Source organism: Halocatena marina (genome assembly GCF_023276375.1).
In the GTDB taxonomy this organism is placed as follows: Archaea; Halobacteriota; Halobacteria; order Halobacteriales; family Haloarculaceae; genus Halocatena; species Halocatena marina.
Window position 1 is genome coordinate 109,916 of the sequence record NZ_JALLPK010000001.1, and the last position, 25,801, is coordinate 135,716.

Consider the following 25,801-nt stretch of genomic DNA (forward strand, 5'->3'; position numbering starts at 1 on the left):
ATGCTTGTATCGAGCAAACGACTGATTAGCTCGTTTCAGAGCACTCGGGACACAGTCCAGCCCACTCAGACTGATTCGCGGGCCCGACGACGCCATCGATCGAGAGATTCGTCCACCCTTCAGATCTTGCCACGTGTTCATCAGCGTACGATTCTGTCGTTCCACACCGAGAGCAGACGATAAAGGAACTCATGTGCGAGTACAAAACAGCCGTCTCGTATTTGTGATCGCCGGTCCGAGCGCGTCGTTTATCAGTCGATGGCGTCGAGAGAGCATATGAGCACGGTCGAACAGTTGGACCGAACAGATCGGGCGATCATCAACGCGTTTCAGGGTGGATTTCCGGTCGTCGAGCATCCGTTCGAGCCAGCAGCAACAGCACTTCAGAATCGATCGATTGATCTCACGGCTGATGAACTCCTCTCGCGGATCAAGACACTCGATGATGAGGGTGTACTCACGCGGTTTGGAGCGCTCGTCAACGCAGAAGAGATCGGTGGGACGGCCACACTCGTTGCGATGCACGCACCTGAGGATCGGTTCGACGAGATCACAGAGCAAGTAAACGCGCACCGAGAGGTGGCACACAACTACGAGCGAGAGCACCCACATCTGAACATGTGGTTCGTCGTGTCGGTGGCCGATTCCGACCGCGTCGAACAGGTGCTCGATGCCATCGAATCAGAGACCGGCCAGCAGACGTACAACATGCCGAAACAGCGCGAGTTCCGCGTTGAGGCGAAGTTCTTCCTCGACGGTCCGATTAATGACGGCGACATCGACTGTTCCGGACTGGGACCCGGCCCCGACGTGACACCGTCCGATCGGACGACGATCACGCCTGACGAACGCGAACTGGTACTCACAATTCAGGACGGCTTTCCACTCACTCCAACGCCGTATCTCGACATCGCTGAGAGCATTGGTCAGTCACGAGAGTGGGTGCTCGAAACGATCGCTCGGTTCGATCGTGAGGGAAAAATTCGACGCGTAGGCGTGATTCCGAATCACTACGCGCTCGGTTACACGGAAAACGGAATGACAGTCTGGAACGTTCCAGATGAGCTTGTCAGTGAGGTCGGACCAGCAATCGCCTCGCTCGGATATGTCACCCACTGCTATCAGCGTCCGCGCCACGAAGGCGTATGGCCGTACAATTTCTTTGCGATGACCCACGGACGCAGCGAGAGCGAGAGCCAAGCGCGCATCGAGCGTGTTCACGAACGAATGGGCGAGTTCTGGGACGTCGGCGACGCCGATTGGGACACGCTGTTCTCAACTCAGGTGTTGAAGAAAACAGGTATCCGACTCGACGAGCGGATGGAAACGAATACACAGACGCCGTGATTCCACTGCTGCACGATTTCGCTGGTGCCCGCGTGCTCGTCTTTGGTGGAGGAGCCGTCGGTGCGCGCCGATCTCGGACGTTCGCCCACGAAGCCGAGGTGTTCGTCATCAGTCCCACGTTCGCTGACGCGTCGTTCGGAACGGCAGAGCGCATCCGTGCGGCGCCCACTGCCAACGACGTTGGTGGCTGGATCGACCGGATCGAACCGGCGCTCGTGGTCGCCACAACGGACGACGAGGAACTGAACGACGCTATCGCCGCCGCTGCCCAAGACCGCGCTGTGCTCGTGAACCGCGCAGATCGAGCGGGCGAACGGGACGTGGGAAGCGTTGCCGTCCCCGCTATGGTGCGTGCGGATCCAATCGTCGTCGGCATCGCTACTGGAAGCCCGGCGCTGAGTCGCGTTCTCCGAGAACGCATTGAGCAGGAGATCGAGGGAGCAGATGAACTAGCCCGGATCACAGGAGCACTCCGTGCAACGTTGCAAGACAGTCACCCACCCGAAGAACGACGGGCTGCCGTACGCGCAGTCGTCCGATCCGAACGCGTTTGGAAGGCTTTAGGTGAAGGCAGTGCAAAAACGGATCAAGTAGTGAGAGAAGTCATTACTGCTGAATTGGGTGATACGGAATGACGGTCGGATATGGCATCATCAGTGGGTTTAGCGTAGCTCACGGTCACGCAGACCTCGATACGATCGAACTTGCCTGTACGACACGTGATACGTCCGTCGTCGAGTCGCTTCTCGAACACGCGTCTGTCACCGAAGCCGTTTGCCTCCAAACGTGCAACCGCTCGGAGGCGTACGTCGTTACTGAATCGCCCAAAGACGGGCACGATGCACTCTCATCAGTCGTGCGTGATGTTCCATCTGATGCTGTCCGCGAACTCGGGCACGAAGAATCGCTTCGGCATCTCATGCGCGTCTCTTGCGGGCTCGAATCGATCGTGCTCGGCGAGGATCAGATCCTCGGACAGCTCCGCGAAGCGTATCTGAGCGCTCGATCGATGGACGCTATCGGACCGATGCTCGAAGAAGCGCTTACGAAGGCGCTTCACGTCGGTGAACGGGCCAGAACTGAGACAGAGATCAACGAAGGCGTCGTATCGCTGGGAAGCGCCGCGGTCCGACTCGCCGCACGCGATATCGATCTCGACGACGCTTCGGCACTCGTCGTCGGTGCGGGCGAAATGGGAACGATCGCCGCCAGTTCGTTGGCAGCCGAGGCCGACCAACTCGTCATCGCAAACCGGACCATTCCACACGCAGAACACATCGCAGGAACGATCGATGGCGCTGAGGCCATCGGACTCGAGGCATTGCCGTCGGCGCTTGCCGAAAGCGATGTTGTTGTGAGCGCAACAGGGAGCGATTCGACGGTTATCGACAGTTCGATGCTCGAAGAAGCTAGCACAACGCTCCTCATCGATATCGCCCAGCCGCGCGATATCGCTTCTGATGTAGATTCTATTCCGAGCATTACCCGCCACGATCTCGCTTCCCTCGAATCGATCACTGACGAGACGACCGCCAATCGGCGCGCTGCTGCCGAAGAGGTTGAGGCGATGATCGACGAGGAAACCGAACGGCTCCTCACCCAATATAAGAGAAAGCGTGCTGACGAGGTCATCGCTGTCATGTACGAGGCTGCAGAAAGTGTGAAACAACGAGAACTGTCGACTGCTTTCTCGCAACTTGAAGCGACCGGCGAACTCTCCCCTGAACAACAGGAAATCGTTGGATCACTTGCTGACGCGATCGTTGGTCAACTACTCTCTGCCCCAACGAAGAGCCTCCGCGATGCCGCAGAACGAGACGACTGGTCTACAATCAATACTGCACTACAACTGTTCAATCCCAGATTCGACGAACGTGACCAGACGCAATCTCAGTCCCAGTTCCCGTCGCTATCACGACCGCAGCGCGCACACAGTCAGGAGTCTGGGACACAGAAGCAAGAACTAGTAGACCAGCAGGGCGACGACTGATCTGCTTTGCTCTATCGCTGCTCGTACTGTTCTCGATCTTGTTTTTCACTTGGTCTGTTCGTCGTTCGGGCAACGTAGACCGCAGCGAGTAGGAGGCCCGCCATGAGAAAGTCGACTCCGTGTTCGATGAGGTGGTGTGTTTCGAGATCGATGAGTCCTGTCAGCATCAACCCACCGAGCGTAACTCGTAATCCGAGCATGCCGATCGCCAGCGTCACCAGCAAGTACGACCACGAGCGACGGCGAATCAAGGCGGCGACGGCAAGCGCTAGTATACTGAGAGATGCCAGACCAGAAAGCACGAGAACAAGCACCAACGAGTGATCAGTGCTGACGCCGGTTACCACCTCGTGTAGTAGTGTAGGTACGCTCATTCGGTTACTGTCCGATGTTGATGGATTCGTCTGGAACAGACGAAAGGATTCTGGTGAACGAATCGAACGTCTTCTTGTCGTTGAGACTGCTACTCGATCTGTTCTTCGTACTCTTTGGCCGTGAGCAGCGTTTCGATATTGTCGGTGTCGATGTCTTCGAGTTCGAGCATCCACCCATCACCGTACGGATCGTCGTTGACGAGTTCGGGTGCATCGAACAGTTCCTCGTTCACCGCGCTGACTGTTCCCGAAAGCGGGGCGTACAGATCCGAGACGGCCTTGATGGATTCGACAACACCGAATTCTTTCTGTTGTGTCAGTGTTTCTCCCGTGTCGGGAACCTCGACGAATACGATATCCCCGAGCTCATCCTGTGCGAACTCTGAGATACCGATACGTGCAGTTTCGTCGTCGGTGTCGATACGTGCCCATTCGTGCGTTTCTAGGTATCGGAGATCGTCTGGAGTGTCGAAGCTCATTATTCTATGGAATGTTCGAAGGGTGGGTTCGTGATGTATGCTGCTTTTTCTCGTCCGCGGATGTCGATCCAAACGTCTGTCTCCGGATCGGCATACTCAGCGGGAACGTATCCGAGTGCGATCGGCCTTTCGAGCGTCGGACTCATCGTTCCACTGGTGACGGTACCGATGATTCGTTCGTCGGCGTCGACGATGTCGTAGCCGTGGCGAGGAACTCCCCGCTCGGTGAGTTCGATTCCCACGAACTGCTCGTCGGGATCTGTCTGCTCAGCAAGTTCGTCGCGTCCGACGAACTCCGTATCGAGCGCGACGACGAAGCTGATTCCTGCCTCGAACGGCGTTCGGGGATTTTCTTCGTGATGGAAATCCTGACCGGAGAGGAGAAACCCCTGTTCGAGCCGGAGGGTATCGCGGGCACCTAATCCACAGGGCTGACAGTCGAACGCTCCCCACACCGTCTCCGCATCGTCCCACGGCACAATCAGTTCGAACCCATCTTCGCCTGTGTACCCCGTGCGAGACGCGAGACACTCGATGCCATCGATGGTGACTGTCTTGATTTCGAAGCTATCTATCGCTTGTGTGGTCTCTGTGGCCGAATCGACGAGGTCCACGCTGTCCGGTCCTTGCACGGCGAACATCGCGTACTGCTCGGTCGTGTTCTCGATTGTACAGTCAAGTTCCCACTCATCCCGATGCGTTCGCCAGCGTTCTTCTATCTCCTCGTCGTGGCCAGCGTTCGGAACGAACAGATACCCGTCATCGAGACTGTAAACGACTGTATCGTCGATGAGAATCCCGCTCTCGTCGGTGATCGCCGAGTACTGACCCACCCCAGATGAGAGTTTCCGTACGTCGTTCGTGGTGAGCCGCTGCATCAGTTCGGTCGCATCAGGACCACGCACTTCGATCTCGCCCATGTGCGAGACGTCGAATAGCCCGGCTGATTCCCGGACAGCCTCGTGCTCAGTCCTGATGGAATCGAACTCCACTGGCATATCCCACCCGCCAAATTCCGTGAACTTCGCCCCCCGATCCGCGTGTACGTCGCGCAACGGCGGCGTTCGTAGGACCATATCCCACCCACGAGCCGAACGATGTAATCGTTTGCTTCTCGGTCCAACGCAGCAGAGCCGTGCCTGTTCTCCCCGCCACGACAGTCTGGATCCACCGTGAACGGTGTCTTTCAGTCGATTACCACGTCTGCAGGATCGATGTCGACCCACTCGCCGTCGTTCCACGCCGATTCGTAAGCTGCCTCTGTCACTGCAGTGACTCGGAGTCCGTCCTGTGCCGTTGCGGCAGGCGGTTCCTCGCCACGAATCGCCGCAATGAACGCCTCGGCCTTCGTTCGCTGCTCGCTCCGATTCACGGCAGGGCTGTGTTCGCTGCTGTCGGCATCAATTTCGAGCATCTCACGCGGTTTCCAATCCACGCCATCGACGTAGACCGACCCCTCTTGATCCCACACGTGAATGTGTTCTCGGACGCACGGCGTTCGTCCGTAGGTCGTCACGGACGCTTTCGCTCCTTCCTCGAAGGCGATGGTAACGTCTGCCCAGTCGTCTACACGGCGCTCTTCATCGACGAACGTCATCTGAGCAGAGACAGCTGTCGGCGTCAATCCTGTCGTCCAGAGAATCGCATCGAGAAGGTGGCTTCCCGTGTCGTAGAGATATCCGCCGCCCGAAAGGTCCGGATTACAACGCCACGTGTCGTTGAACCTATCGATCCAGTCTTGTGATATTTCGGCTGTGATCCATTCCGGCGTCAGGCCGTTTTGCTCCCAGCGCTCTTTGACTGCGCCGAACGACGGGTTGAGGTGACGCTGGTAGCCAATCATCAGCACCTCATCGCTGGCACGTGTCCGGTCTCGAAGCTCTCGTGCGTGGTCGAGATCTGTTGTTAGAGGCTTATCACAAAGCACGTGCAGGTCACGATCCATTGCAGCGAGTACCTGCTCGTAGTGGAGCGTGTGCGGCGTCCCAACGAGAACAGCATCGAGCTGTTCTTCCTCAAGCATCGATTCGTACTCGTGATAGCGAGCCGCATCGGAGACTCCGAGCGCCTCTCCAGTGCTGTCGAGTACTGCCTCATCGATATCTGTCAGAGCCGCGACGGTCGCATCGGGATGATCTACGAATCCTCCGCCAACAGAACGTCCGATATATCCACCACCAACGATACCAAGCCGCAGTGTTCCATTTCCGTTCATCGCTTGGTACACTTCCGGTAACTGCTTATGTCTACTGATCTGTACACAGATTGCTGGGAAAATAATGCATCTAAATTTTCATACTTATGTCCGTAATTGTGTTTCAACCGTCGACATCACGTTCACTTACAGTCCGCTTATGGCACAGGCATATGATGGTTTTCCTCGTCTCTTTGTTGAGGATACTTCCTGACTATGGAACATACAACAGAATGTCAAGATGTGTATCTATGTGTGATGCCGTTTTTCGGTGACTGGCGATGAGTGTTCTCGCTGTCGGATTCCCTGATGGGGAATCTGATCGAATCGTGTGTGATGCTGGTTCGTATGCAGCGAGTACCGATCAGTCTCTCATCGTGGCCCACATTGTCCCCGAGTCGTCGTTTGCTCGCCGCCAACAATCATACGCTGCCTTCGATACGTGGGATGGTGAGTATTCACTCACACAGGCCCAAGACCGCGCTGCGTTAATCGCCAGAACTGTCGCTACTGAGGCACTTCGAGGGATGTCTGTCGCGTATCGGTGCGTTGGGCGGATCGGTTCGCTTCAGCGGGAGATCCAGCGGTTGGCCCGCGAGTACGACTGTGAGCATCTATTCATGCCCCGCCTCCGACGACCGTGGTACCGACGATTCTCGTCCGACCCACTCGACGTTCTCTCACGCTCGTTTTCGGGTCCGATCACCACCCGTCCAGTGTCGTCTTCGTCACTACCAGAGTGACTGTCCACAGTGAAAATGAAGTTGTTATGAAGGTTATAGATCCAGGCGCTGGAATCGGAGGTTACCGAACCCGATCGGGAGGGCAATCCAACAGAGCAGGATGAGGAACGCAAACCACGCAGACAGGTAGAACGGATCGCCGCTTTGGGACATCATATTCGCCATTGGGTTTGTTGGATCGAGTAGCACACTGAGGGTGCCATTGAACGCACCGTTAGGGCTCAGCCGAATAAATAACAAGAACCAGTCTGGTGGTTGTCGGAAGAAGATAGTTCCATTGAGGACATAGTGGATTCCGAATCCAATCCACTGCCACAGTACGTTGAAAAGAATAAACATCCCGAAGATTCCGGCTGCGGCTTTCGATGTGGATTTCGTCAGTGCAGAAATTCCGAGCCCAATGCTCACGTAGACTGCACCGAACACAATGGTCAACAGAATGAATAGACCGTAGCTGACCGGTGAAAGCTCCGGATAGAATGCGAGAAGGACGACCGTCGCCGCGGCGAATCCGACGACAGCTGATATCGCAAGGACAGACGTCCGCCCCAGAAGTTTACCGAGAATAACGTTCGTACGATTGTGCGGGAGCGAAAGCAGTAGCTTGATGCTTCCTGTCTCGACTTCTCCAGAGAGTGCTTTATATCCCAGCAGTAACCCAATAATTGGCACGAGGAATCCAACTGGACCTTGGAGGAAGTTGAGGAGGCCGATAGAGGATAGACCCGGGCCTCCCTGCTGGAGGCCTTGAATCTGAGAGTACGCAAACGCGGCACCGGCCGCAAAAAGGATGAACAGTACTGATAGCCCCCACAGCACTTTCGAACGGATGGCGTCCTGAAAGTCCTTCTCCGCGATGACGGACCAGCTCATGCTGTCACCTCCTGTTTGTCGCTCGTATACGCAATGAACAGATCTTCGAGCGACGCGTCTCTCGTCGAGAAGTCCTCGACATTCACGCCACTCTCTTCGATCGTGGTCAACACCGCCGATTTCGATCCGTTATTCGTATCGATCTTGATGACTGTATCATCTACAGTGACGCTCGACACACCAGTGAGTGCTTGGAGCCGACCTTTGATGTCATTGGGAACATGATCGACGTTGACCACCAGTGTCGATCCGGTGCTAACCGCGTTTCGGAGCCCACTGACCGTGTCCTCTGCAACGAGTTCCCCTTCACGGAGAATGCCGACCCGATCACACACTGCATCGACCTGACCGAGGATGTGACTCGAAAAGAACACAGCTGCGCCCCGGTCGCGCTCCTGACGGATGATCTCGCGCATTTCGCGCGCTCCGGAGGGATCGAGTCCCGTCGATGGCTCATCGAGAATGAGAAGATCAGGCTTACCGACAAGCGCCATTCCGAGGACGAGCCGCTGTTTCATCCCTTTCGAGTACCCACCAGCCTTCCGATCGCCATCGTCGGCGATGCCGACGCGTTCGAGAATCGCGTCCGGATCATCGTTTGCTTCTTTCGAATCGATGGCAAATTGGAGGTGTTTGCGCCCAGTGAGTCGGTCGTACACGTGATATCCGTCCGGGAGCACGCCCACGCGCTGGCGAACTGCGACGCTCTCTTCGTGTGCATCATGGCCAAGAACCTGAACGTTTCCAGACGTCGGCCGCACGAAATCGAGTAAGATGTTGATCGTCGTCGATTTTCCAGCTCCGTTTGGACCTAAAAAACCGTATATTTCTCCTTCATTTACTGTAAGATCTAAATTATTCAGGGCGGTGACGTTACCAAAGCGTTTGGTTACGCCGTCTAATTCTATGGAGGCCATACTGGCCGTTCAGCCTCGCGGATTATAACAGTAAGTGTTTCCCTCCGTCTAGTTAGATTCTCGATTCGTTTGTAGTTAACTTTCAAATGGTTTTTCGTCGCGGTGGTTGTCGATATTCTCCTGTTTTTCGGCTTCCTTCTCACGGACCGCTGATCTGCGGTCTTCCTCTTTTTTCTGCTCGTCTCGGTGCTCACGAGCAATCTCTTCGTTCTCGTCTTCCTCGGCTTCATCTTCTTTCTCCTTGGCGAGGGTCACGTCACGTTCGTGTTCCTGTTCGTGTCTGCGCTGGCGGTCGGTTTTTTCATCGCTCATGAAAACAATTAGAAACGCTGTCTTTGTAGGGATGCTGCTGGCATGATCAAGCGACGCCGGTTGAGCGCACGTTTTCAGCTCTTATTCGCGTCGTATTCTTCTCGTGCGATGCTATATCGAACTTCGTCGGCGACAGTGCCGTCCTGATAGACGAGGTGGTTACGCAGGTAGCCGTCACGGCGGCCGCCGTGTGCTTCGACGTATTTCTGAATTGCGCGCGCTGATTGTTCGTTGTCCGGGTGATGGTTGACGGTCACGAGATCGAGGTCGAGCCGATCGAACGCGAGAGCGATGAGTGCTGTCGCTCGTTCATGTGAGTAGCCACGACCCCAGAGCGGCTTGCGCAACCAGAACCCGAGTTGACCGGTTCGGCGGGACCAGTCGATACTGAGTCCGGTGCAGCCACCGAACTCGCCGGCATTGTCCTCTTCTTCTCGTGGGTACACGACATAGGTCGCCTCCTCGCCCTTCTCCCACTGTGTCTCCTGTTCTTCGATGAACGATCGCGTTTCTTTGAGCGACCGATTTGGCGACCACGTGACGTACTGCGTGATTTCGTCGATCGCCGGAGCGTCGACCGAAGTGTGATCGTATAACTCGAATAAGTGCTCCATCGTGAGCTGTTCGAGCCGAAGACGGTCGGTCTCGATGGTTTCGGGAAACATACACACGACGTATCGTGAGACAGCGAAAAGCGTTCGGCAGGATTGTCGTGTGGTGACACACATCACTGAGTATGATGGAGGATCGTGACGATGAGTTCGTGTCGACCTGATTTCACGCCAACACTCTTTGTGGGAATAATCGATTTGTTAGGGAACTTTTTTATCTCTACCCACCGTCTTCTCGTTTATGTCCGAGGCAACGCTCGACAACCGTGGCCGACTCACGCTTCCAAAGGAGATTCGGGAGCGCTACGGGGAACACTACTACATCGTTACACTCCACGATAGCGTCAAGCTCGTTCCAATCGCGGACAATCCCCTCTCAGCGCTCCGCGAGGAATTTGCTGGTGTGGAGAAGACGGCCCACGAACTCCGTGAGGAAGCACGACGGGAAGCGATCGACGAGGCTGGGAGTTAAATTGGATGTACGCAGAGACGGACTTTCTGCTTGCACTCATCAAGGATGAGGATTGGCTCGGTGACGCAGCCGAGACCGTGTACCGCGAACACCGTGACTCGCTCTGGACGTCGCAGTTCGCGCTTATCGAACTCCTCCTCGTCGCGTACCGAGAGGAGCGCGACACCGAGCATGTCATTGCCAACGCTGCGAACCTTGTCGAGGTTCGGGGTGATGTGGATACGGTAGTCGCGGCGGCGAGTTACGTCGAAGATCACGGATTCACGCCCTTCGACGCGCTCCATCTCGTCGAATCCAACGGCGATACCGTCGTATCGAGTGACGAGACGTACGAAGACTTCGCGCCCCGACTCGATTTGAAAGAGATCGACCATTGAGCATTGTGCTCTACTGTTCTACTCTGCGCGCTGCTGTGCCGTGAACAACCGCACTGTTAAGTTTGAAACTGCCCGAGAGATGTGTACGAAACATGCACGTCGAATGGGCTGGAGTATGGGAGCAGCACGACTGTGACCGGTGGAACGATGACTGACTGGACAGAGAAGTACCGCCCATCGACGCTGGCGGAGGTTCGGGGAAACAACAAAGCGCGCGATGCACTACGCGAGTGGGCGGAGTCGTGGGAGAATCACCAAGAATCGATCATTTTGCATGGGAGTCCCGGTGTTGGGAAGACATCTGCTGCACACGCGCTCGCAAATGATATGGAGTGGTCGACAATCGAACTCAACGCGAGCGATCAGCGCACCGCGGACGCCATCGAACGGTTCGCTGGTGGGGCAGCGATGAATCAGTCGCTGTCGGGGACGGGCCGTCAGCTCGTCATCCTGGACGAAGCGGACAACATCCACGGTACTGCGGACAGGGGCGGCGCACGCGTTGTTACCCGGCTCGCAAAGGAAACGCGACAGCCCATGGTCCTCATTGCAAACGAGTACTACGAGATGTCGAACGCGCTCCGGAATGCCTGTCGAGATATCGAGTTCCGGGACGTTTCCGCGCGTTCGATCGTCCCCGTACTCCGGGATATCTGTCGAAAGGAGAGCATCGAATACGACGAGGACGCGTTGAAAACAATCGCCGAGACCAACAGCGGAGATCTTCGAGGAGCGGTGAACGATCTGCAAGCAATTGCTGAACAGACCGACCGACTCGACACCGCTGACGTGGTGACGGGCGAACGAGATCGGACCGAGGGGATTTTTCAGCTCCTTGATGCCGTTTTCAAAGAGCAAGACGCACGTGGTGCGCTCGAATTCTCGTACGATGTCGACGAAACACCTGATGACGCCATCAGTTGGATCGAAGACAACGTACCGAAAGATTACGACGGGGAAGAACTCGCAGACGCCTACGAGTATCTCGCGGCTGCTGATCGCTGGCTCGGACGAGTGCGTGCAACGCAGAACTACACGTACTGGCGGTATGCGAGTGACAACATGACTGCTGGCGTCGCCGCCGCACGTCAAGAGCCGAAAGGAGGATGGACGCGCTATGGCCCACCGAGCTACTGGTCAAAGCTCGGACGATCGAAAAGCACCCGGACAAAACGCGACTACATCGCGCAACAAATCGCTGAATCGAGCGGGACAAGCATGGCGACAGCGCGCAGGCAAATTCTTCCCTATCTCTCGGTGATCACACACCACTGCAAGAACCGCGAGCTGACCGTCGCTGTGGCCGCCCGATATGATCTCGATGCCGAACACGTCGCATTCGTCACTGGAAGCGGTGAGGATACGAACAAGGTCCAATCAATCGTTGCGGACGCAGAACAACTGCGTTCGGAACCGAGCGAGAAACGTGTCGAAACTGAGGGCGCCGGTAACGAAATCGAGATCAGTTCAGACAACGGTTCGGATGCCGATACAGACGATGAATCCGAAACCCAGAACGACGGAGAGTCGGCGGCTCCCGAGGAGGAACCGACCGGAGATGGTTCCGAGGCGGCCGACGATCAACAATCAGGACTGAGTGATTTTCTGTAGTTCACCGTCTCGTCCTGGCAGTGTCTTTTTTGTGACGTTTCTCGATCACAGAACCGCAACCGCGAATGAATGAGCAAGGGCGGAAAAGAACCCGAACGTTACTCTAATCGGATCTTTGCGTCTGTGCGCTAGCCGGTGTCGATCCACCGTCACGGAAGACGATCCACACAGTAACGAGGGCTATGACGAACAGCACGATGCTGAGTCCATCCGTGATGAGTGGCGGAATGACCGTCCCCCACAGCTGGCGGCCGAGAAGCATCTGGACGGCAAGCACACCAGAACCAAGCGTAGACAACCACCGGAGACGGGTGAACGATGACGACACCGATCCAGTGGAAGACGAGGACGAGGATGTCGATGACGACGATGGAGCCACAGATATGCCCTCGTATTCTGTTGTCCAGACGGCGATCGAAACGAGTACTGCGTAGATCGCCAGTGTGAGTGCGTAGTAGACAATTTGAATTTCGGCAGAGTAGACGAACAGCGTGCCGTAGCTGAACAGGTACTGAATTGGGACGAGGATGAGGACCGTTGCAGTCAGTCGCCGGAGAAGGCGTCGTGATAGTCGTGTGGCTGACTCGGCGTTTGTTGGAGTGAGTGAAAGTGCTGTGCCAACGGTCAACAGCGTGAGGATAGTGAGTGCAACTGTGTAGTGAAGGATCTGAACGCTCGGTGTGTAGCCCCACGACAACAGTCCACTGAGTGTTACCGTCACAGCGCCGAGGCCAATCTGAAGGGGCAACAGCAGCACTGCAAGCGTGACTATCCACGCGATTCGGCGGTCATCAGCGCGCGTCCACGCGGCATACGCCGTCCCGATGATGACAAAGCCGGTGACCATGGCGACGAGGCGGTGGAACCACTCGATGAAACTCGGAATTGTCGCAGGAAACAATCCGAGCCATCCATCACAGAACGGCCACCGCGCCCCGCATGTTAACCCGGCACCGAACGCGGCGGTGTAGATACCGAGCAGCATGAGCACGAACGTTAGGCCTGTCGTGGCTAGCATGAGCTGGCGAAATCGGAACCTCATACACGAAACTCTGTATCCCGTTCATTTGAATCCCACCCTCTCGACGGAGCCTGATAGCACACATCTCTCAAGAGACGGACTGGTTAAGGGCCGATCGCAATATATTCGGAGTAGTTATTTAGGGTTCCTCCTCAGAAGGCCATCATGGGACTGGATGAGGACTCATTAGCGTATCATCGAGAGGAGCCACCAGGGAAGCTAGCGATTTCGACGACTAAGCCGACGAACACCCAGCGTGATCTGAGTCTCGCGTACTCACCAGGGGTTGCGGCCCCGTGTCTCGCGATCGACGACGATCCAACAAAAGCCTACCAGTACACGGCGAAGGGGAATCTCGTCGGTGTAGTCTCAAACGGAAGCGCGGTACTGGGGCTGGGTGATATTGGTGCGCAGGCTTCCAAACCGGTGATGGAAGGCAAAGGCGTGTTGTTCAAGCGATTTGCGGATATCGATGTCTTTGACATCGAACTTGACGAAACCGATGTCGATGCGTTCGTCGATGCAGTTGCAGCGATGGAGCCGACGTTCGGCGGAATCAACCTCGAAGACATCGCAGCTCCTGCCTGTTTCGAAATCGAATCACGACTGCGCGAGCGGATGGACATTCCGGTGTTCCACGACGACCAGCACGGAACTGCGATTATCTCTGGCGCTGCGCTGCTCAACGCTGCCGATGTGGTCGGCAAAGACCTGCAGGATCTCGATATTGTTTTCTCGGGAGCGGGTGCGAGCGCTATCGCGACAGCGCGCTTTTACGTTTCACTCGGTGCACGAAAAGAGAATATTACGATGTGTGATTCCTCAGGGATCATCACGGAATCACGCGTCGATAACGGTGAAATCAACAAATTCAAACAACAGTTCGCCAGAGACATCCAAGACGGAACACTGAGCGATGCGATGGCCGATTCGGACGTGTTCGTTGGCTTGTCGGCGGGCGGAATTGTCTCACAAGAGATGGTCCGCTCGATGGCGAGTGATCCAATCGTCTTCGCAATGGCGAATCCGGATCCCGAAATCGACTACGACGCGGCAAAAGAAGCGCGCGAGGACACCGTGATCATGGCGACAGGGCGCTCGGATTATCCGAATCAGGTGAACAACGTGCTTGGATTCCCGTTCATCTTCCGCGGAGCACTGGACGCGCGCGCGACAGATATCAACGAACCGATGATGGTCGCCGCAGCCGAGGCACTGGCGGAACTCGCTCGCAAAGACGTACCGGACGCCGTTCTCAAAGCCTACGGCGATCAACCACTCCAGTTTGGACCGGAGTATATTATCCCGAAGCCGATCGATTCGCGCGTTCTCTTCGAAGTGTCGTCGGCTGTCGCAAAAGCGGCAATCGAAAGTGGCGTCAGCCGAAATTCACTGGAAATTGAGCCGTACCGCGAGCAGCTCGAAGCCCGTCTCGGCAAATCACACGAGATGATGCGGATCGTTCTCAACAAGGCCAAATCCGACACCCAACGGATCGTCCTTGCTGAGGGTGATGACGATAAGATGATTCGGGCGGCTTACCAGCTCGAAGAGCAGGAAATCGCCGAGCCTGTCCTTATCGGCGATCGTGGGCACATCAGCGAAACTGCCCTTTCGCTTGGGCTCGATTTCACCCCCGAGATCGTCGATCCGGGCGAAGAGTCGCTCGAACCGTACGCCGATCGACTCTATGAACTGCGAAAGCGCAAAGGAATCACACAACGAGAGGCGAACGATCTGATCACGGATGGAAATCACCTCGGAAGCGTCATGGTCGAGATGGGTGATGCGGATGCGCTGTTGACGGGGTTGACCCACCACTATCCGTCGGCGCTGCGCCCGCCGCTGCAGGTAATCGGAACTGCTCCCGACGCAGAATACGCTGCAGGCGTGTACATGCTGACGTTCCAAAATCGCGTGGTGTTCTGCGCCGATGCAACGGTGAATCAGGACCCGGATGAAGATGTCTTGGCAGAGATCGCCCAGCACACGGCGAATCTAGCGCGCCGATTCAACGTCTCGCCACGCGTCGCGTTCCTGTCGTATTCGGACTTCGGGAGTGTACGGACCGAAGGCACCCGCAAGCCACGATTGGCAGCCAAGCAACTACAGACGAATCCGTCGGTCGATTTCCCCGTTGATGGGGAGATGCAGGCCGACACGGCAGTCGTCGAGGAAATACTTGAGGGGACGTACGGTTTCTCTGAACTCGATGGACCAGCGAACGTCCTCGTGTTCCCGAACCTTGAGGCAGGTAACATCGGATACAAACTCCTCCAGCGACTGGGTGGAGCCGACGCGATCGGTCCGATGCTCGTCGGTATGGACAAACCTGTGCACGTCCTCCAGCGCGGTGACGAAGTCGCCGATATCGTCAACCTCGCTGGCGTCGCTGCTGTCGATGCGCAGGATACATAACGAACAGGTGGCGTATCAGATTCGGAAGTAGACCGCGCTCACGCAGAATCAGTAGAAGAGTCCCGATCAAAACATTGTGTTGTCGCCACAGACCCAGCGTTCTCAGTAGAACGCAGCGGTCGTTACTGTCGTCTCTTCGTCGTCCTCTAGTTTCTCGTAGGCGGCCTCGAAGTCCTCATCGCGGACAGTCGTGCGTTCTTCACGGATTGCAAACATCCCGGCCTCGGTGACGAAACTCGCCAATTCGGCACCACTGAAGCCCTCTGTCATCGTTGCGAGCTCGCTGTACTCGACCGATTCGTTGATATCCATCTCTGAAGCGTGGATTTCGATGATGCGCTCTCGACCTTCCTGATCGGGCGTTGGTATCTCGATAAGACGATCGAACCGTCCGGGTCGGAGGATAGCGCGGTCGAGCATGTCGAATCGGTTGGTGGCCGCGATGATGCTGATCTGTCCCCGTCCGTCGAAGCCGTCCATCTCGGAGAGCAACTGCATCATAGTACGCTGGACTTCGGCATCGCCCGACGTTTTCGAATCCGTCCGCTTCGAGGCGATCGCGTCGATCTCGTCGATGAAAATAACGGCAGGCTCGCGCTCTTCGGCCAGTTCAAAGAGGTCACGCACGAGACGTGCACCCTCTCCGATGAATTTCTGGACGAGTTCCGAGCCAGCCATTTTGATGAACGTCGCGTCGGTCTGGTTGGCAACCGCCTTTGCAAGCATCGTCTTCCCTGTCCCCGGGGGTCCGTAGAGCAACACGCCCGACGGCGGATCGATACCAACAGCATCGAACTGCTCGGGATTGAGCAGCGGCTCTTCGACTGTCTCGCGCACTTCAACGATCTTATCGTCGAGTCCGCCGATGTCACCGTAGGAGACCGTCGGCCGCTGGTCAACTTGCATTGCCTGTGCGCGTGCATCAGTTTCGTTGCTAAGAACCGACTGGACGGTAAATGAGTCGCTGATCGAAACGCGGTCACCGGCTTCAATCTGTTCTTGAAGCCGTGGTGAGAGCTCTGTCAACACCTCCTGGTTGTTTCCGTGTTGCTTGATGACAACCTGATCGTCGATAATTTCCTCGACGGTCGCAATATACTGAGCAGAAGTTTTCAGCGTCTCGTTTTCTCGCTGGAGTTGATCGACATCATCACGCAGTGCGCCTTGCTGTGATTGCGTTGTTTCGAGCTGATCGGTGAGCTGTTCATTGACTTCAAGAATTCGTCCGTAATGTCGCTGCAGCGCATCAAGTCGCTCAGCGGGCGACATTTCCGGATCCAACTCCAACTGGGGCCGGTCCGGCAACGAAGGACTACGGGACATAGAGTTACCCTACCTATGGCACTAAGCTAAAAGTGACTTTGGGTTGCGTCAGACATATACCACCTATCGAAAGTCATTAGACTATTCTGATATATGGAACAACGTCGAAATATCGTTACTTGGAAGAGTGGACTCTATCTAACAGAATATCAGATCAATCTTATATGGGGACAATACGAATCCGTGTATGGATATATGTCGATATGGCCCTCGTTTCGATGAAAACACACTCAGTCATCTCGCTCGCTCGACCGAAGTAACAATTTATTAATATATTATTGCTATTGTGAGAGCGATTTCACACTGTGGTTCTTGTATCAATGGGACTTTGTGTGGATAACACAGCCAATGGATGTCTTCTATCGACCACGTATTCGGACTGTGATTCTGTCGTGTTGGCTCTCTCACTGTTAGTGATGACTCGGTTGCTTCGAAATGAATCAGTCAGTACACGTTCTACCACCATCAGTAAGATCCAACTTGACAAACATCTGTCGACAGACGTCGGACAGAACACTCCGACACGCGAGGATGCGGCGCACGCTATCAGAATTCCAGTGTTGTGACCGGAGTGTTCTGTCCGTTCGTCCGTGTTTGAGTGGATGTTCCGCCGTTTGCCGGATGATGGCCCCCGATTCATATCGGCGCTATGAACGCATGCGTGAACCGTCTGGTGTAGACAGCACGCATGGGTTCCGGTGGCGGCGGTGATGTCGGCTGTCGTGTCGGGTACACCTCAGCCGACGCAGATGATATTGACGGCGAAGGCAAAGGGCGCTAGGCTGGCAACTGCCGGGGTGTATCTTCAGTATAATTGAAAGCAACGCTTCGTTGTATACGATCTCAACGCCGTCTCACCCGCTCTCCAACGCTTTACTACCACTGTTGCTACTATTTATCTATTGAGTGTCATCCCGGTCTGTTAGCGTTCGATGACTGGATATGCCGGCTGAGAGAAGACTGATATGGGGTTGTCATGTGTGCTGTCGTTCCGGTGAGTTCTCGGTCTCTACTCTTCACGGGTACGTGTGGCTTTTCGTAACAGACGAGCTCGAAACAGGACCACCAGCAAAGGAATCAACACGCTACCGCTATAATTCCTGTCTCTGGCTGTCCGAAGACACTCTGCGGTTTGCTGTCAAGCGAGATGTCGTAGCATATGTATTTCGTGGCACCGATGACCGGGTATGGAAGCGCGGACACATCCAACGGGTGAAACGCTGTACATCGATTCCACGACGGGTGAGAACGGGTCAAAGGGACCTTTCTATATCGTCTATCACACCGAACGTGGGGACAGACAGTGGGGCTTTTTCTGCTCGAATTGTGATACATTTGACACTGCTGTCGATTCGATGGGCCGTATTCAGTGCAATAACTGCAATAATATCAATAAAGCAGATGTGTGGGACGCTGCACACGAGTGAATCCTCTTCGTTCGACATTCTCGGTACGCAAGCCATCGATGAGTGGACGTACTTCGTGAGTAAGTTTGCGGGATAGAATATTATAGAATTAATTCATTTTGATAGTAGGGAATATGCTCACGCAGCTACATCCATACCCCTCATGTTGTTCGTATCCTGTCTGCCGAGCCCCGGTTCTCTCATGAATCGAAGTCCTCAGTGTCGTCGGTCTGACCTCACTCAGTCCCACGCTGTCGGAGACTGTCTCAGCGGATTACTGTCCTTCAGAACACAAGTTCATTCAGGAGCGCTCCGATGAAGAAGAGTGCCAATACGAACGTGAAACCGGTTTTCTTGACCCGTCTTCCATAATCGTCAAGATCATCATTTGTAGTGAGTATCGTAACGAGCCGTGTGGGGTGTTTGAACGGACTTGGTGGGTGCGGTTCCGATATTCGCTCACGGAGCCGCCGATACTCGGTGAACGACCAGAGACTATAGAGCAATAACGATGCGATCACTAGGAGAATCGCAATCAACGCTGTAATGAGTAGTAACCCGATCGGATCCAACAGTTCAACCGCCCTTGGTGATGAGGGAGTGCCAGGCGAATCTGCCGAGAACGCGAGAAACACCACTGCGACTATCGACACCTCCAGGGCAATCAGCGCCGCTACGATTGACCTCTTACTAGTGCTGTTGATTGTGTCACGGTCAATGCCAAACAGTGTTTGATACCGTGTTGATTCGTATTCGCTTTTGGGTCGCAGCTTCGTACCCTGACCAGGATTTTGCGCACCGACGGCATCGAGCGCTATCCAGAGTATTGCAAACGCGCCAATCAGCATGAATATAAGCGGATCTTGTGTCGTTTGCCGCTCTAAGAACGCCTCGTTGGGGGCAGCAGGATCGACATACGCAGTGACCGTTGTGTCAGGTTCGTATGATGCGATTACGGACTCCGCCTTCGATCTTGACTCATACAATTGACTGATATCACTAGGAAATAATTTGTTGCTCTTGTACTCAGTTCCCTGATAGTAGTAGCGATACGCAACGCGAACCTCGTATTCGCTGCTGTCCTCTGGTTGTACAATGGAGGACTCAACGATAGTTGCCTCTACGGAAACTGCGTCGTCAATCGCCGCCGACTGCTGGACGTAGTCGTACCCTCCGAGCGTGAAAAGTGCGAGTCCAAAGAGTACCATCACGACAGTCCCCCGATTGACTTCAATGGGTGTCTCACCAACGGAGAATTGCATCTCTATGACACGTATTATGGTAGAGGAAAATAAATCGGCAGGATCTATCAATTTCAGAGCTAATATTGAAGATATATATTATTAACCAGATGTCATTCGAAGTTGGACAATGGGTTTGTGTGTTGTCTGTTTTCACTTCGCTGGCCATACAGATCAGCAGTATCGTCGAGCGAGCACGCTCCCACCCGCGCCGAAGGCGCGGGATGCCCATGCTGAGGCTACTCTGACTCACGACTCCTGATCGCACGCGGCGATATCGAACGAGGGCACGTTAGGTCCTAACACGAGGAGGGCCGATGCAGTAGCTACTGTGGGGACACATCGATCTATTATTATTATCGAAATCCGTGGCGGTTCGGGCAGACCGCCACCGATCGGGATAGCTGCCGGGTTGTCAGAGGCATCCGGCGTTTTCACCAAACAGCCCCTCGTATATCACCTTACTCCTTGAAACCCCCGTTCGAACTTGGATAATCATATATAAATCTATCGTCTAATTATATGGGGTGTCCCCATTTTCGCCCCGCGCTATTTTTATTTCTGTGTACTGATCATCTGTTCAATGAGTGGATCAGATCCATCGCAGCTGCTCGTCGATCGAGCAGCGCTCCTCCGACAGCTCGATTCCGAGCCGAAAGACACGGAGGAACTCCAGACGGCAGTTGGTTTGTCATCATCGACGATTAACCGAGCCGTCTGTAAACTCGAAAAAACGGGATATGTCGAACAGGTTGATGATCACTATCAGACGACACTAACCGGCCGACTTGCGCTCAAATCGTACGAACAGTTTACAACAACGATGGATACAATCAACAAGTCTACAGACCTTCTCGGCGCACTCGGGTCAGACGCACAGATCGCGCCGGCAGTTCTCGCAGATGCAGAGGTTCTTCGTACGACGCGAGATTCGGCGCGCGTTCCCATCGATCGAAGCGCAGCGCTGCTCTCGGAGGCAGACCAGGTCCGAACTGTTCTATCGACGATCTCGACACCACACCTCAATTTGTACTACGAGCAGGTTGTGGACGGAACCAGTGTATCAATCATCGTTTCTCCGTCACTTATCGAACAACTCGTCACCGAATACTACGATCCGCTAACAGAAGTGATCAGTACTGGACAAATCGAGCTCAGACAGGCTACCGAGGAAACATCGTTTGGGCTGACAATCGTCGAATCAGCTTCCCATACCGCCGTTGAGCTTCGAGTGTATGGATCGGAAGGCCTTCGCGGAGTCATCATCAACGACTCACACAAAGCCATCACGTGGGCAAATACATATTTTGAAAATGAATGGAACGACGCATTATCGATGCAGACGCTGGGATAATGGCGTTTATCCAATGTATCCGGGCCGACAATGGCACCAACGGTTAAGACCCTCCCGCTCGACGCGGAGGTATGGAGTCCGAGCCGAAATCACGGGAGATTACGGCCCTCATCGATCACGATGTATATTCGGCCAGCGGGACGTTCATCGGACAAGTCGAGGATCTCAAACTAGACCTCGACACAGAAGCAGTAACTGGACTCGCGCTGGGAAACATCAACGAAGAATTATTTCGAGACTACGTTGCTGATAGACGAGGTATCATCGTTCCTTACCGATGGGTTCGGTCTGTTGGCGATATTGTTATTGTCAATGATACTATCGACCGACTCAAAGAATCTGACGATGGAAACAACGATACTGTAGAATAAGACACAGTCGTCCTATCGACCGTCGGTAGCGTCGATTATCTCTTCGTCCTATCGCACGTAAGTACCAGTAGTAATTCGAACGAGGAGAATAGCGATTTCTGCTGTCTTTACGATCCGTTTCCGTCGCTCGTTTCGACACCAAGTGCTTCGAACAGTTTGGTTCGAACTGCTTCTTCGACGAGAGAGAGAAGCGTATCGCGGTTCTCTTCGCTCGTTTCGATACCAGTAAAGATACCAAGTGGGATCGTCGCGCTGGCGTCTGTCGAGTGGCCTGCTGCCTCGCCCATGTCTCCGAAGGCATCATCGAGGACGGAACCGATATTCATGCGGATATCCTTCGACCGGGCGGCCAGTTGAATCGCGTCTTCGGTGATAGCAAAGACGGCGCTCGTCGTGATTCCTTCGAGGTTGAGAAGGCGCTGTGCGGCTTGTCCGAGTGCATCGCGGTCGCGGACAAACCCAGCGTTCGTAACGAGATGACTGCCTTTCACCTCTCGATTGTGAATGGCTTCTGCGAGTACATCGAGCGTCTCGGGACTCATACTCGGTGCCTCGACTTGTTCCAGCGTGTCGTGATCAGCAAACGGATAGAGATACGCCGCGGCGGTGAGATCCGCTGGCGTCGTATCGCGTTTGAAATCGAGTGTTTCCGCTCGAATACCGTACAGGAGTGCCGTTGCGACTTCTTCGGAGACAGTGAGATCGAGCACCTGTAGATACTTCGTCAGAATCGTCGAAGTGGACGAGATATTAGAGCGGATGTCGGAGAACGACGCCTCGATCTCGAACGATGGTTCGGCGTGATCGATATAGATATCGACGACACCATCCACCAGTGGATCAGTGGCGTGTGCATGGTTAACGAGCGCGATCGTATCGTAGCTATCGAGAACGACCTCTGCTTGCGAGACGAGATCGATCTCAAGTAGGTTCACGAACGCACGATTTTCTTGAAGCGACATCTCGCCATCGTAGATCACGTCAGATTCGATACCACGATCTGATGCAATAGCCTGTAAGGCGACCGCACCAGCGATGGCATCCGGATTTGGTTGGCGATGAGTTACGATCGCCATTCGAGTGTTCGTGCTGTCGATGGTGTCGACGAGCTTTTCAGTCTTGTATTCGAGTTCCCCGGATTCGAGTGCACGAAGTGCGGAATCAGCAATAACAGAGGACGGATTGATGACAACGTCTGCGCCAAGCTCGGTGAACTCATCGGCGGAGACTGGATCTGATGCGCGGACGACGATATACCGGTCCCCACTCTGTTCTCGGAGATTTTTCACCGCTGCCTTATTCGCGTCCACATCGGAGGACATGATGAGGACGACATCCCGGTCGGCGATGGATTCGGCGACCGCTTGATCGCGGATATCAGCCGTTCGAGCGTCGAGATCCTGATCCCGGAGTGCTTCGACGCGTCCCTCGTCCATATCGAGAATAAGGACATCTTTGTCCTCTCGTTCGAGTTCCTCCGCGACGGCGTGACCGACACTCCCACAGCCAAGAATCGCGTAAGTAGACATCGACGCCATCGTAATGGCGGTGCTCATGCTACCCTACCTGTGGTGCCGATATACTTGAAACTCTCCTCTTCCCAGTGGCAATGCTCGGAGGAAGTCGCTAGCCGAGACGGATGTCTGTGCTTGCTGTCCATCTACATACTTTGAATGATGGAGCGAACTCTCGTTGTCTGTAGAACAAGTTGAGATACACGAATCATCTTGACTTCAAACTGTCGTGAAACACTATCACAATCGTCCTTCGTGAACGGTTCTCTCCGATCGGCAAAGGAAACGTATATCAGTCAACCGTCGCAACCAGTTGGTGAGGGCTGATAGCTCAGCCAGGCAGAGCATCTGGCTCTTAACCAGACGGCCGAGGGTTCAAATCCCTCTCAGCCCGCTTCTCATTTCGAATTGAACAATTCCTATTTCGAATCAGATTTGAGTACTTTCAGTGATACGTCCCCTCGATTTCGATTCATCATTTTGAAAGCCGTGTGAAAATTGTACTCCCTCGTTATCCCCTAATCGTCCCACACCGTTTAGTCCTATAAGCTGACTGGCTCGATGGATTACTCTCTTGGTTTGTAATTTGGTGCTTCGTCGGTGATGACGACGTCGTGTGGATGGCCTTCGGTCTGTCCGGCGGAGGAGACACGCACGAACTCAGCGCGGGCTTTGAATTCATCAATGGATTCGGCTCCAACGTAGCCCATTCCGGACTGCATCCCACCGACGAGCTGATACAGTTCACTTTCGAGGCTTCCCTTGTAGGGTGTCGCGGCCTCGACGCCTTCTGGGACGAACTCCTCGTCATCGCTCGCCTCTTTCAGGTACCGATCTCCGCTTCCGGACTGCATCGCGCCGACGCTTCCCATGCCACGGTACTGCTTGTACTTCTTGCCGTTCATGGTCACGACACGCCCAGGTGCTTCATCCGTCCCTGCGAAGTACGATCCGAGCATAACAGCGTCCGCGCCAGCGGCGATGGCTTTGATCGCATCGCCAGAGTAGCGGATTCCGCCGTCCGCGATAACCGGAACGTCGGCAGCGGCGGCAACATCGGCGACATCGGCAATCGCGGTGATCTGTGGAATCCCGGCTCCGCTGACAACACGGGTCGTACAGATGCTGCCAGGTCCGATCCCCACTTTCAACCCATCCGCAAAGTCGACGAGCGTCTCAGCAGCATCCGCAGTGCCGATGTTACCGACAACAACGTCGGCATCGACCATCGATTTGATGTCGCGGGCACTCTCGATGACATTGCGGTTGTGTGCGTGCGCACAGTCGATGAAGATCACGTCCACACCAGCATCGTCAGCGGCGACTGCGCGGTCATCTTCGAACGGACCGACGGCGACACCGACACGGAGATAGTCTGCGTCGTCACGAGCGGCCTCATCGTACTCGCGTCGTTGGAGAATTCCCTGCATCGTGACGAGTCCAGTGAGTATTCCCGCTTCGTCGACGATCGGGACGCGTTCGATTTTGTGCTCGTACATGAGTTCGAGCGCCTCTCGTGCGGTGACACCGTCGCTTGCCGTGATGACTTCGTCAGTCATCGCTTCCCGTACCTCATCCCGTTCACCGACTTCGAGATACGGTCGGATGTCCGTTCCAGAGATAATACCGAGGACGACACCGTCATCATCGACAACAGGGGCACCACTAACGCCCTCGGAGTCCATCATCTGATCGACTTCGTGAACGGTTTGCTCAGGTGTGGCAGTTACCACGTCTCGAATAATGAGCTCGTCCGCACGCTTGATCCGGTCGATTGCTTGGACCGTTTCTTCGATGGGCATGTTTCGATGGAGCACACCGAGTCCGCCCTGTCGAGCCATCTCAATCGCCATCTCACTCCCGGTGACGGTATCCATCGCTGCAGACAGAATCGGAATGGACAGCGTGACGTTCTTCGAGACGCGCGTTTGCGTGTCGGCGTCATCCGGCTCGACGTGACTCTCCATCGGACGCAACAGAACGTCGTCAAACGTCAACGCTTCCGGTACTTGCAGCTTCTCCAGAAAGGACTGATCCTGAGGAACCTTCGCCATGTTAGCGGTCACAGATCCCGTGATAAAAGCATTGTGTAAGGTGGGGTGACGTAACAAAGAGAGACAAACACAGCCACGAACTGACCAAAGACGGGTTTTCTGACGTGGGAAGTGGAGTCGTATGCCGATTGTCTGACGAACATACTTGAGTATGTGTGTGTAAGAGAGCACATGGAATCGCTGGATGGAGCGACCTCTCGGAGGCAAGAATCCGAACAGCCGAAGGAGTGGATAGAACTCGTCAACACGGCTCTGCAGGTGCTCGGTGGATTCTTTCTCATCAACGGGATCTACTTTGCTCTTTTCGCCACCGGCATCTACACGGCTATGGTGTACTATTCATTCGTCCTCATGATTCTGACTGGCATCGGTTACTGTTATTATTTCACCACAGACGATGTCGAGAGTATGCTACAAGCGTGGCATTCGGTTGGTGTCGTGATGCTGGATTCGGTGGAAAACTCTGGGGCTCGCTCAACACCCGAACAGCGACGAAGGTTGTAACACATTACGAACAGACGATTACTCTTTTTTCTTCCAGCACCCATCTGTTGGATAGCTGTCGGCAGCCCATCCATGAGTAGAGCACATCGGTCACTACGTTCAGGCACTGAACGCTCGGATACCGTGGATAATTGCGTTCGACCCGAAACGAGGAGGAGCGATACTACCGTAATGATCTGGCGATCGATCGAGTGCGCTACGTCAGCAGGGCAATCGGATCGTACCGATCACATCAATCGAAGAACAAACAAAAGTCACGTGCCGTATCCGAATTCACAACCAGAGTAGTTTGAGA

At 54.8% G+C, this 25,801-nt stretch carries 27 protein-coding genes and 1 tRNA gene; 13 read left to right on the forward strand and 15 right to left on the reverse strand.

Annotated elements, in window-relative coordinates; translation table 11 throughout:
* Positions 1-25: 25 nt before the first annotated feature.
* A complete protein-coding gene (locus MW898_RS00575; protein WP_248903607.1) occupies positions 26-193 on the reverse strand; it encodes a hypothetical protein in 168 nt (55 codons plus the stop codon).
* An 83-nt stretch (positions 194-276) separates the two neighbouring features.
* Here MW898_RS00575 and ahbB point away from each other — a divergent pair, with 83 nt between their 5' ends.
* From ahbB to hemA, 3 genes are read left to right on the forward strand one after another with little or no spacing between them, the layout of a single operon-like run.
* A complete protein-coding gene (gene ahbB, locus MW898_RS00580) occupies positions 277-1,347 on the forward strand; it encodes a siroheme decarboxylase subunit beta (RefSeq protein ID WP_248903608.1) in 1,071 nt (356 codons plus the stop codon).
* Positions 1,344-1,982, forward strand: a complete 639-nt coding sequence (locus MW898_RS00585) for a precorrin-2 dehydrogenase/sirohydrochlorin ferrochelatase family protein (RefSeq protein ID WP_248903610.1) — start codon at positions 1,344-1,346, stop codon at positions 1,980-1,982. The genes ahbB and MW898_RS00585 overlap by 4 nt, the downstream gene beginning before the upstream one ends.
* Positions 1,979-3,337 (forward strand): glutamyl-tRNA reductase, encoded by a 1,359-nt coding sequence (gene hemA, locus MW898_RS00590; RefSeq protein ID WP_248903612.1) that lies wholly within the window; start codon positions 1,979-1,981, stop codon positions 3,335-3,337. The genes MW898_RS00585 and hemA overlap by 4 nt, the downstream gene beginning before the upstream one ends.
* An 11-nt stretch (positions 3,338-3,348) precedes the next feature.
* Here the strand turns inward: hemA and MW898_RS00595 are convergent, their stop codons facing one another.
* The 4 genes from MW898_RS00595 to MW898_RS00610 all read right to left on the reverse strand — a co-directional run bounded on the left by MW898_RS00595 (position 3,349) and on the right by MW898_RS00610 (position 6,405).
* Positions 3,349-3,711: a DUF7471 family protein gene (locus MW898_RS00595; protein ID WP_248903614.1), complete on the reverse strand. Its 363-nt coding sequence runs from the start codon at positions 3,709-3,711 to the stop codon at positions 3,349-3,351.
* 89 nt (positions 3,712-3,800) lie between these two features.
* Positions 3,801-4,190, reverse strand: a complete 390-nt coding sequence (gene gcvH / locus MW898_RS00600; protein WP_248903616.1) for a glycine cleavage system protein GcvH — start codon at positions 4,188-4,190, stop codon at positions 3,801-3,803.
* Complete coding sequence (gene gcvT / locus MW898_RS00605) at positions 4,190-5,266, reverse strand: glycine cleavage system aminomethyltransferase GcvT (protein ID WP_248903618.1); 1,077 nt, start codon at positions 5,264-5,266, stop codon at positions 4,190-4,192. Before gcvT ends, gcvH begins: the two co-directional genes overlap by 1 nt.
* Positions 5,267-5,376: 110 nt before the next feature.
* Positions 5,377-6,405: a Gfo/Idh/MocA family protein gene (locus MW898_RS00610; protein WP_248903620.1), complete on the reverse strand. Its 1,029-nt coding sequence runs from the start codon at positions 6,403-6,405 to the stop codon at positions 5,377-5,379.
* Positions 6,406-6,665: 260 nt separating this feature from the next.
* Here MW898_RS00610 and MW898_RS00615 point away from each other — a divergent pair, with 260 nt between their 5' ends.
* Positions 6,666-7,127 (forward strand): universal stress protein, encoded by a 462-nt coding sequence (locus MW898_RS00615; RefSeq protein ID WP_248903621.1) that lies wholly within the window; start codon positions 6,666-6,668, stop codon positions 7,125-7,127.
* 33 nt (positions 7,128-7,160) lie between these two features.
* On the opposite strand, the gene MW898_RS00620 is transcribed toward MW898_RS00615, so the two are convergent.
* From MW898_RS00620 to MW898_RS00635, 4 genes are all read right to left on the reverse strand, one after another.
* Positions 7,161-8,000, reverse strand: a complete 840-nt coding sequence (locus MW898_RS00620) for an ABC transporter permease (protein ID WP_248903623.1) — start codon at positions 7,998-8,000, stop codon at positions 7,161-7,163.
* A complete protein-coding gene (locus tag MW898_RS00625; protein ID WP_248903625.1) occupies positions 7,997-8,917 on the reverse strand; it encodes an ABC transporter ATP-binding protein in 921 nt (306 codons plus the stop codon). The genes MW898_RS00620 and MW898_RS00625 overlap by 4 nt, the downstream gene beginning before the upstream one ends.
* A gap of 75 nt (positions 8,918-8,992) precedes the next feature.
* On the reverse strand, positions 8,993-9,229 hold the full coding sequence (locus tag MW898_RS00630; RefSeq protein WP_248903627.1) for a hypothetical protein: 237 nt from the start codon (positions 9,227-9,229) through the stop codon (positions 8,993-8,995).
* A gap of 74 nt (positions 9,230-9,303) precedes the next feature.
* On the reverse strand, positions 9,304-9,894 hold the full coding sequence (locus MW898_RS00635) for a GNAT family N-acetyltransferase (protein ID WP_248903629.1): 591 nt from the start codon (positions 9,892-9,894) through the stop codon (positions 9,304-9,306).
* Positions 9,895-10,081: 187 nt separating this feature from the next.
* Here MW898_RS00635 and MW898_RS00640 point away from each other — a divergent pair, with 187 nt between their 5' ends.
* The 3 genes from MW898_RS00640 to MW898_RS00650 all read left to right on the forward strand — a co-directional run bounded on the left by MW898_RS00640 (position 10,082) and on the right by MW898_RS00650 (position 12,300).
* Positions 10,082-10,312: an AbrB/MazE/SpoVT family DNA-binding domain-containing protein gene (locus tag MW898_RS00640; RefSeq protein ID WP_248903632.1), complete on the forward strand. Its 231-nt coding sequence runs from the start codon at positions 10,082-10,084 to the stop codon at positions 10,310-10,312.
* 5 nt (positions 10,313-10,317) lie between these two features.
* Positions 10,318-10,689 carry a PIN domain-containing protein gene (locus tag MW898_RS00645; protein ID WP_248903634.1) on the forward strand — a complete coding sequence of 124 codons (372 nt, stop codon included), beginning with the start codon at positions 10,318-10,320 and terminating at the stop codon, positions 10,687-10,689.
* Positions 10,690-10,836: 147 nt separating this feature from the next.
* Positions 10,837-12,300, forward strand: coding sequence for a replication factor C large subunit (locus tag MW898_RS00650; protein ID WP_248903636.1), 1,464 nt, complete (start codon positions 10,837-10,839; stop codon positions 12,298-12,300).
* Positions 12,301-12,403: 103 nt separating this feature from the next.
* Here MW898_RS00650 and MW898_RS00655 read toward each other — a convergent pair whose 3' ends face one another.
* On the reverse strand, positions 12,404-13,342 hold the full coding sequence (locus tag MW898_RS00655; RefSeq protein WP_248903644.1) for a COX15/CtaA family protein: 939 nt from the start codon (positions 13,340-13,342) through the stop codon (positions 12,404-12,406).
* A 144-nt stretch (positions 13,343-13,486) separates the two neighbouring features.
* Here MW898_RS00655 and MW898_RS00660 point away from each other — a divergent pair, with 144 nt between their 5' ends.
* Complete coding sequence (locus tag MW898_RS00660) at positions 13,487-15,739, forward strand: NADP-dependent malic enzyme (protein ID WP_248903646.1); 2,253 nt, start codon at positions 13,487-13,489, stop codon at positions 15,737-15,739.
* A 102-nt stretch (positions 15,740-15,841) separates the two neighbouring features.
* On the opposite strand, the gene pan2 is transcribed toward MW898_RS00660, so the two are convergent.
* The gene (gene pan2, locus MW898_RS00665; protein WP_248903648.1) at positions 15,842-17,062 is read right to left on the reverse strand and encodes a proteasome-activating nucleotidase Pan2; all 1,221 of its coding nucleotides are present in this window, start codon (positions 17,060-17,062) and stop codon (positions 15,842-15,844) included.
* 1,187 nt (positions 17,063-18,249) lie between these two features.
* Between pan2 and MW898_RS00670 the strand changes: the two genes are divergently transcribed.
* On the forward strand, positions 18,250-18,489 hold the full coding sequence (locus MW898_RS00670) for a DUF5816 domain-containing protein (protein ID WP_248903650.1): 240 nt from the start codon (positions 18,250-18,252) through the stop codon (positions 18,487-18,489).
* 263 nt (positions 18,490-18,752) lie between these two features.
* Here the strand turns inward: MW898_RS00670 and MW898_RS00675 are convergent, their stop codons facing one another.
* Together MW898_RS00675 and MW898_RS00680 are read right to left on the reverse strand one after the other, a co-directional pair.
* Positions 18,753-19,730, reverse strand: a complete 978-nt coding sequence (locus tag MW898_RS00675; protein ID WP_248903652.1) for a DUF3592 domain-containing protein — start codon at positions 19,728-19,730, stop codon at positions 18,753-18,755.
* 228 nt (positions 19,731-19,958) lie between these two features.
* Entirely contained in the window at positions 19,959-20,147 is a 189-nt protein-coding gene (locus MW898_RS00680) for a hypothetical protein (RefSeq protein WP_248903654.1), read from the reverse strand.
* Between the two features lie 145 nt (positions 20,148-20,292).
* Here MW898_RS00680 and MW898_RS00685 point away from each other — a divergent pair, with 145 nt between their 5' ends.
* Together MW898_RS00685 and MW898_RS00690 are read left to right on the forward strand one after the other, a co-directional pair.
* On the forward strand, positions 20,293-21,063 hold the full coding sequence (locus MW898_RS00685) for a helix-turn-helix transcriptional regulator (RefSeq protein WP_248903656.1): 771 nt from the start codon (positions 20,293-20,295) through the stop codon (positions 21,061-21,063).
* Between the two features lie 71 nt (positions 21,064-21,134).
* Entirely contained in the window at positions 21,135-21,434 is a 300-nt protein-coding gene (locus MW898_RS00690; protein ID WP_248903658.1) for a PRC-barrel domain-containing protein, read from the forward strand.
* 107 nt (positions 21,435-21,541) lie between these two features.
* Here MW898_RS00690 and MW898_RS00695 read toward each other — a convergent pair whose 3' ends face one another.
* Complete coding sequence (locus tag MW898_RS00695) at positions 21,542-22,990, reverse strand: DHH family phosphoesterase (protein WP_248903659.1); 1,449 nt, start codon at positions 22,988-22,990, stop codon at positions 21,542-21,544.
* 278 nt (positions 22,991-23,268) lie between these two features.
* On the opposite strand from MW898_RS00695, the gene MW898_RS00700 reads away from it, so the two are divergent.
* A tRNA-Lys gene (locus tag MW898_RS00700) sits at positions 23,269-23,342 on the forward strand.
* 172 nt (positions 23,343-23,514) lie between these two features.
* On the opposite strand, the gene guaB is transcribed toward MW898_RS00700, so the two are convergent.
* Entirely contained in the window at positions 23,515-25,002 is a 1,488-nt protein-coding gene (gene guaB, locus MW898_RS00705) for an IMP dehydrogenase (protein WP_248903663.1), read from the reverse strand.
* A 171-nt stretch (positions 25,003-25,173) separates the two neighbouring features.
* Here guaB and MW898_RS00710 point away from each other — a divergent pair, with 171 nt between their 5' ends.
* Positions 25,174-25,506 (forward strand): hypothetical protein, encoded by a 333-nt coding sequence (locus tag MW898_RS00710; protein WP_248903664.1) that lies wholly within the window; start codon positions 25,174-25,176, stop codon positions 25,504-25,506.
* Positions 25,507-25,801: the final 295 nt, after the last annotated feature.

Coding starts and splice junctions, on each gene's coding strand:
- MW898_RS00575 (WP_248903607.1), bottom strand. CDS start 193: ATGAGTTCCTTTATCGTCTGCTCTCGGTGTGGAACGACAGAATCGTAC.
- ahbB (WP_248903608.1), top strand. CDS start 277: ATGAGCACGGTCGAACAGTTGGACCGAACAGATCGGGCGATCATCAAC.
- hemA (WP_248903612.1), top strand. CDS start 1,979: ATGACGGTCGGATATGGCATCATCAGTGGGTTTAGCGTAGCTCACGGT.
- MW898_RS00595 (WP_248903614.1), bottom strand. CDS start 3,711: ATGAGCGTACCTACACTACTACACGAGGTGGTAACCGGCGTCAGCACT.
- gcvH (WP_248903616.1), bottom strand. CDS start 4,190: ATGAGCTTCGACACTCCAGACGATCTCCGATACCTAGAAACGCACGAA.
- gcvT (WP_248903618.1), bottom strand. CDS start 5,266: ATGGTCCTACGAACGCCGCCGTTGCGCGACGTACACGCGGATCGGGGG.
- MW898_RS00610 (WP_248903620.1), bottom strand. CDS start 6,405: ATGAACGGAAATGGAACACTGCGGCTTGGTATCGTTGGTGGTGGATAT.
- MW898_RS00615 (WP_248903621.1), top strand. CDS start 6,666: ATGAGTGTTCTCGCTGTCGGATTCCCTGATGGGGAATCTGATCGAATC.
- MW898_RS00620 (WP_248903623.1), bottom strand. CDS start 8,000: ATGAGCTGGTCCGTCATCGCGGAGAAGGACTTTCAGGACGCCATCCGT.
- MW898_RS00625 (WP_248903625.1), bottom strand. CDS start 8,917: ATGGCCTCCATAGAATTAGACGGCGTAACCAAACGCTTTGGTAACGTC.
- MW898_RS00630 (WP_248903627.1), bottom strand. CDS start 9,229: ATGAGCGATGAAAAAACCGACCGCCAGCGCAGACACGAACAGGAACAC.
- MW898_RS00635 (WP_248903629.1), bottom strand. CDS start 9,894: ATGTTTCCCGAAACCATCGAGACCGACCGTCTTCGGCTCGAACAGCTC.
- MW898_RS00640 (WP_248903632.1), top strand. CDS start 10,082: ATGTCCGAGGCAACGCTCGACAACCGTGGCCGACTCACGCTTCCAAAG.
- MW898_RS00645 (WP_248903634.1), top strand. CDS start 10,318: ATGTACGCAGAGACGGACTTTCTGCTTGCACTCATCAAGGATGAGGAT.
- MW898_RS00650 (WP_248903636.1), top strand. CDS start 10,837: ATGACTGACTGGACAGAGAAGTACCGCCCATCGACGCTGGCGGAGGTT.
- MW898_RS00655 (WP_248903644.1), bottom strand. CDS start 13,342: ATGAGGTTCCGATTTCGCCAGCTCATGCTAGCCACGACAGGCCTAACG.
- MW898_RS00660 (WP_248903646.1), top strand. CDS start 13,487: ATGGGACTGGATGAGGACTCATTAGCGTATCATCGAGAGGAGCCACCA.
- pan2 (WP_248903648.1), bottom strand. CDS start 17,062: ATGTCCCGTAGTCCTTCGTTGCCGGACCGGCCCCAGTTGGAGTTGGAT.
- MW898_RS00670 (WP_248903650.1), top strand. CDS start 18,250: ATGGAAGCGCGGACACATCCAACGGGTGAAACGCTGTACATCGATTCC.
- MW898_RS00675 (WP_248903652.1), bottom strand. CDS start 19,730: ATGCAATTCTCCGTTGGTGAGACACCCATTGAAGTCAATCGGGGGACT.
- MW898_RS00685 (WP_248903656.1), top strand. CDS start 20,293: ATGAGTGGATCAGATCCATCGCAGCTGCTCGTCGATCGAGCAGCGCTC.
- MW898_RS00690 (WP_248903658.1), top strand. CDS start 21,135: ATGGAGTCCGAGCCGAAATCACGGGAGATTACGGCCCTCATCGATCAC.
- MW898_RS00695 (WP_248903659.1), bottom strand. CDS start 22,990: ATGAGCACCGCCATTACGATGGCGTCGATGTCTACTTACGCGATTCTT.
- guaB (WP_248903663.1), bottom strand. CDS start 25,002: ATGGCGAAGGTTCCTCAGGATCAGTCCTTTCTGGAGAAGCTGCAAGTA.
- MW898_RS00710 (WP_248903664.1), top strand. CDS start 25,174: ATGGAATCGCTGGATGGAGCGACCTCTCGGAGGCAAGAATCCGAACAG.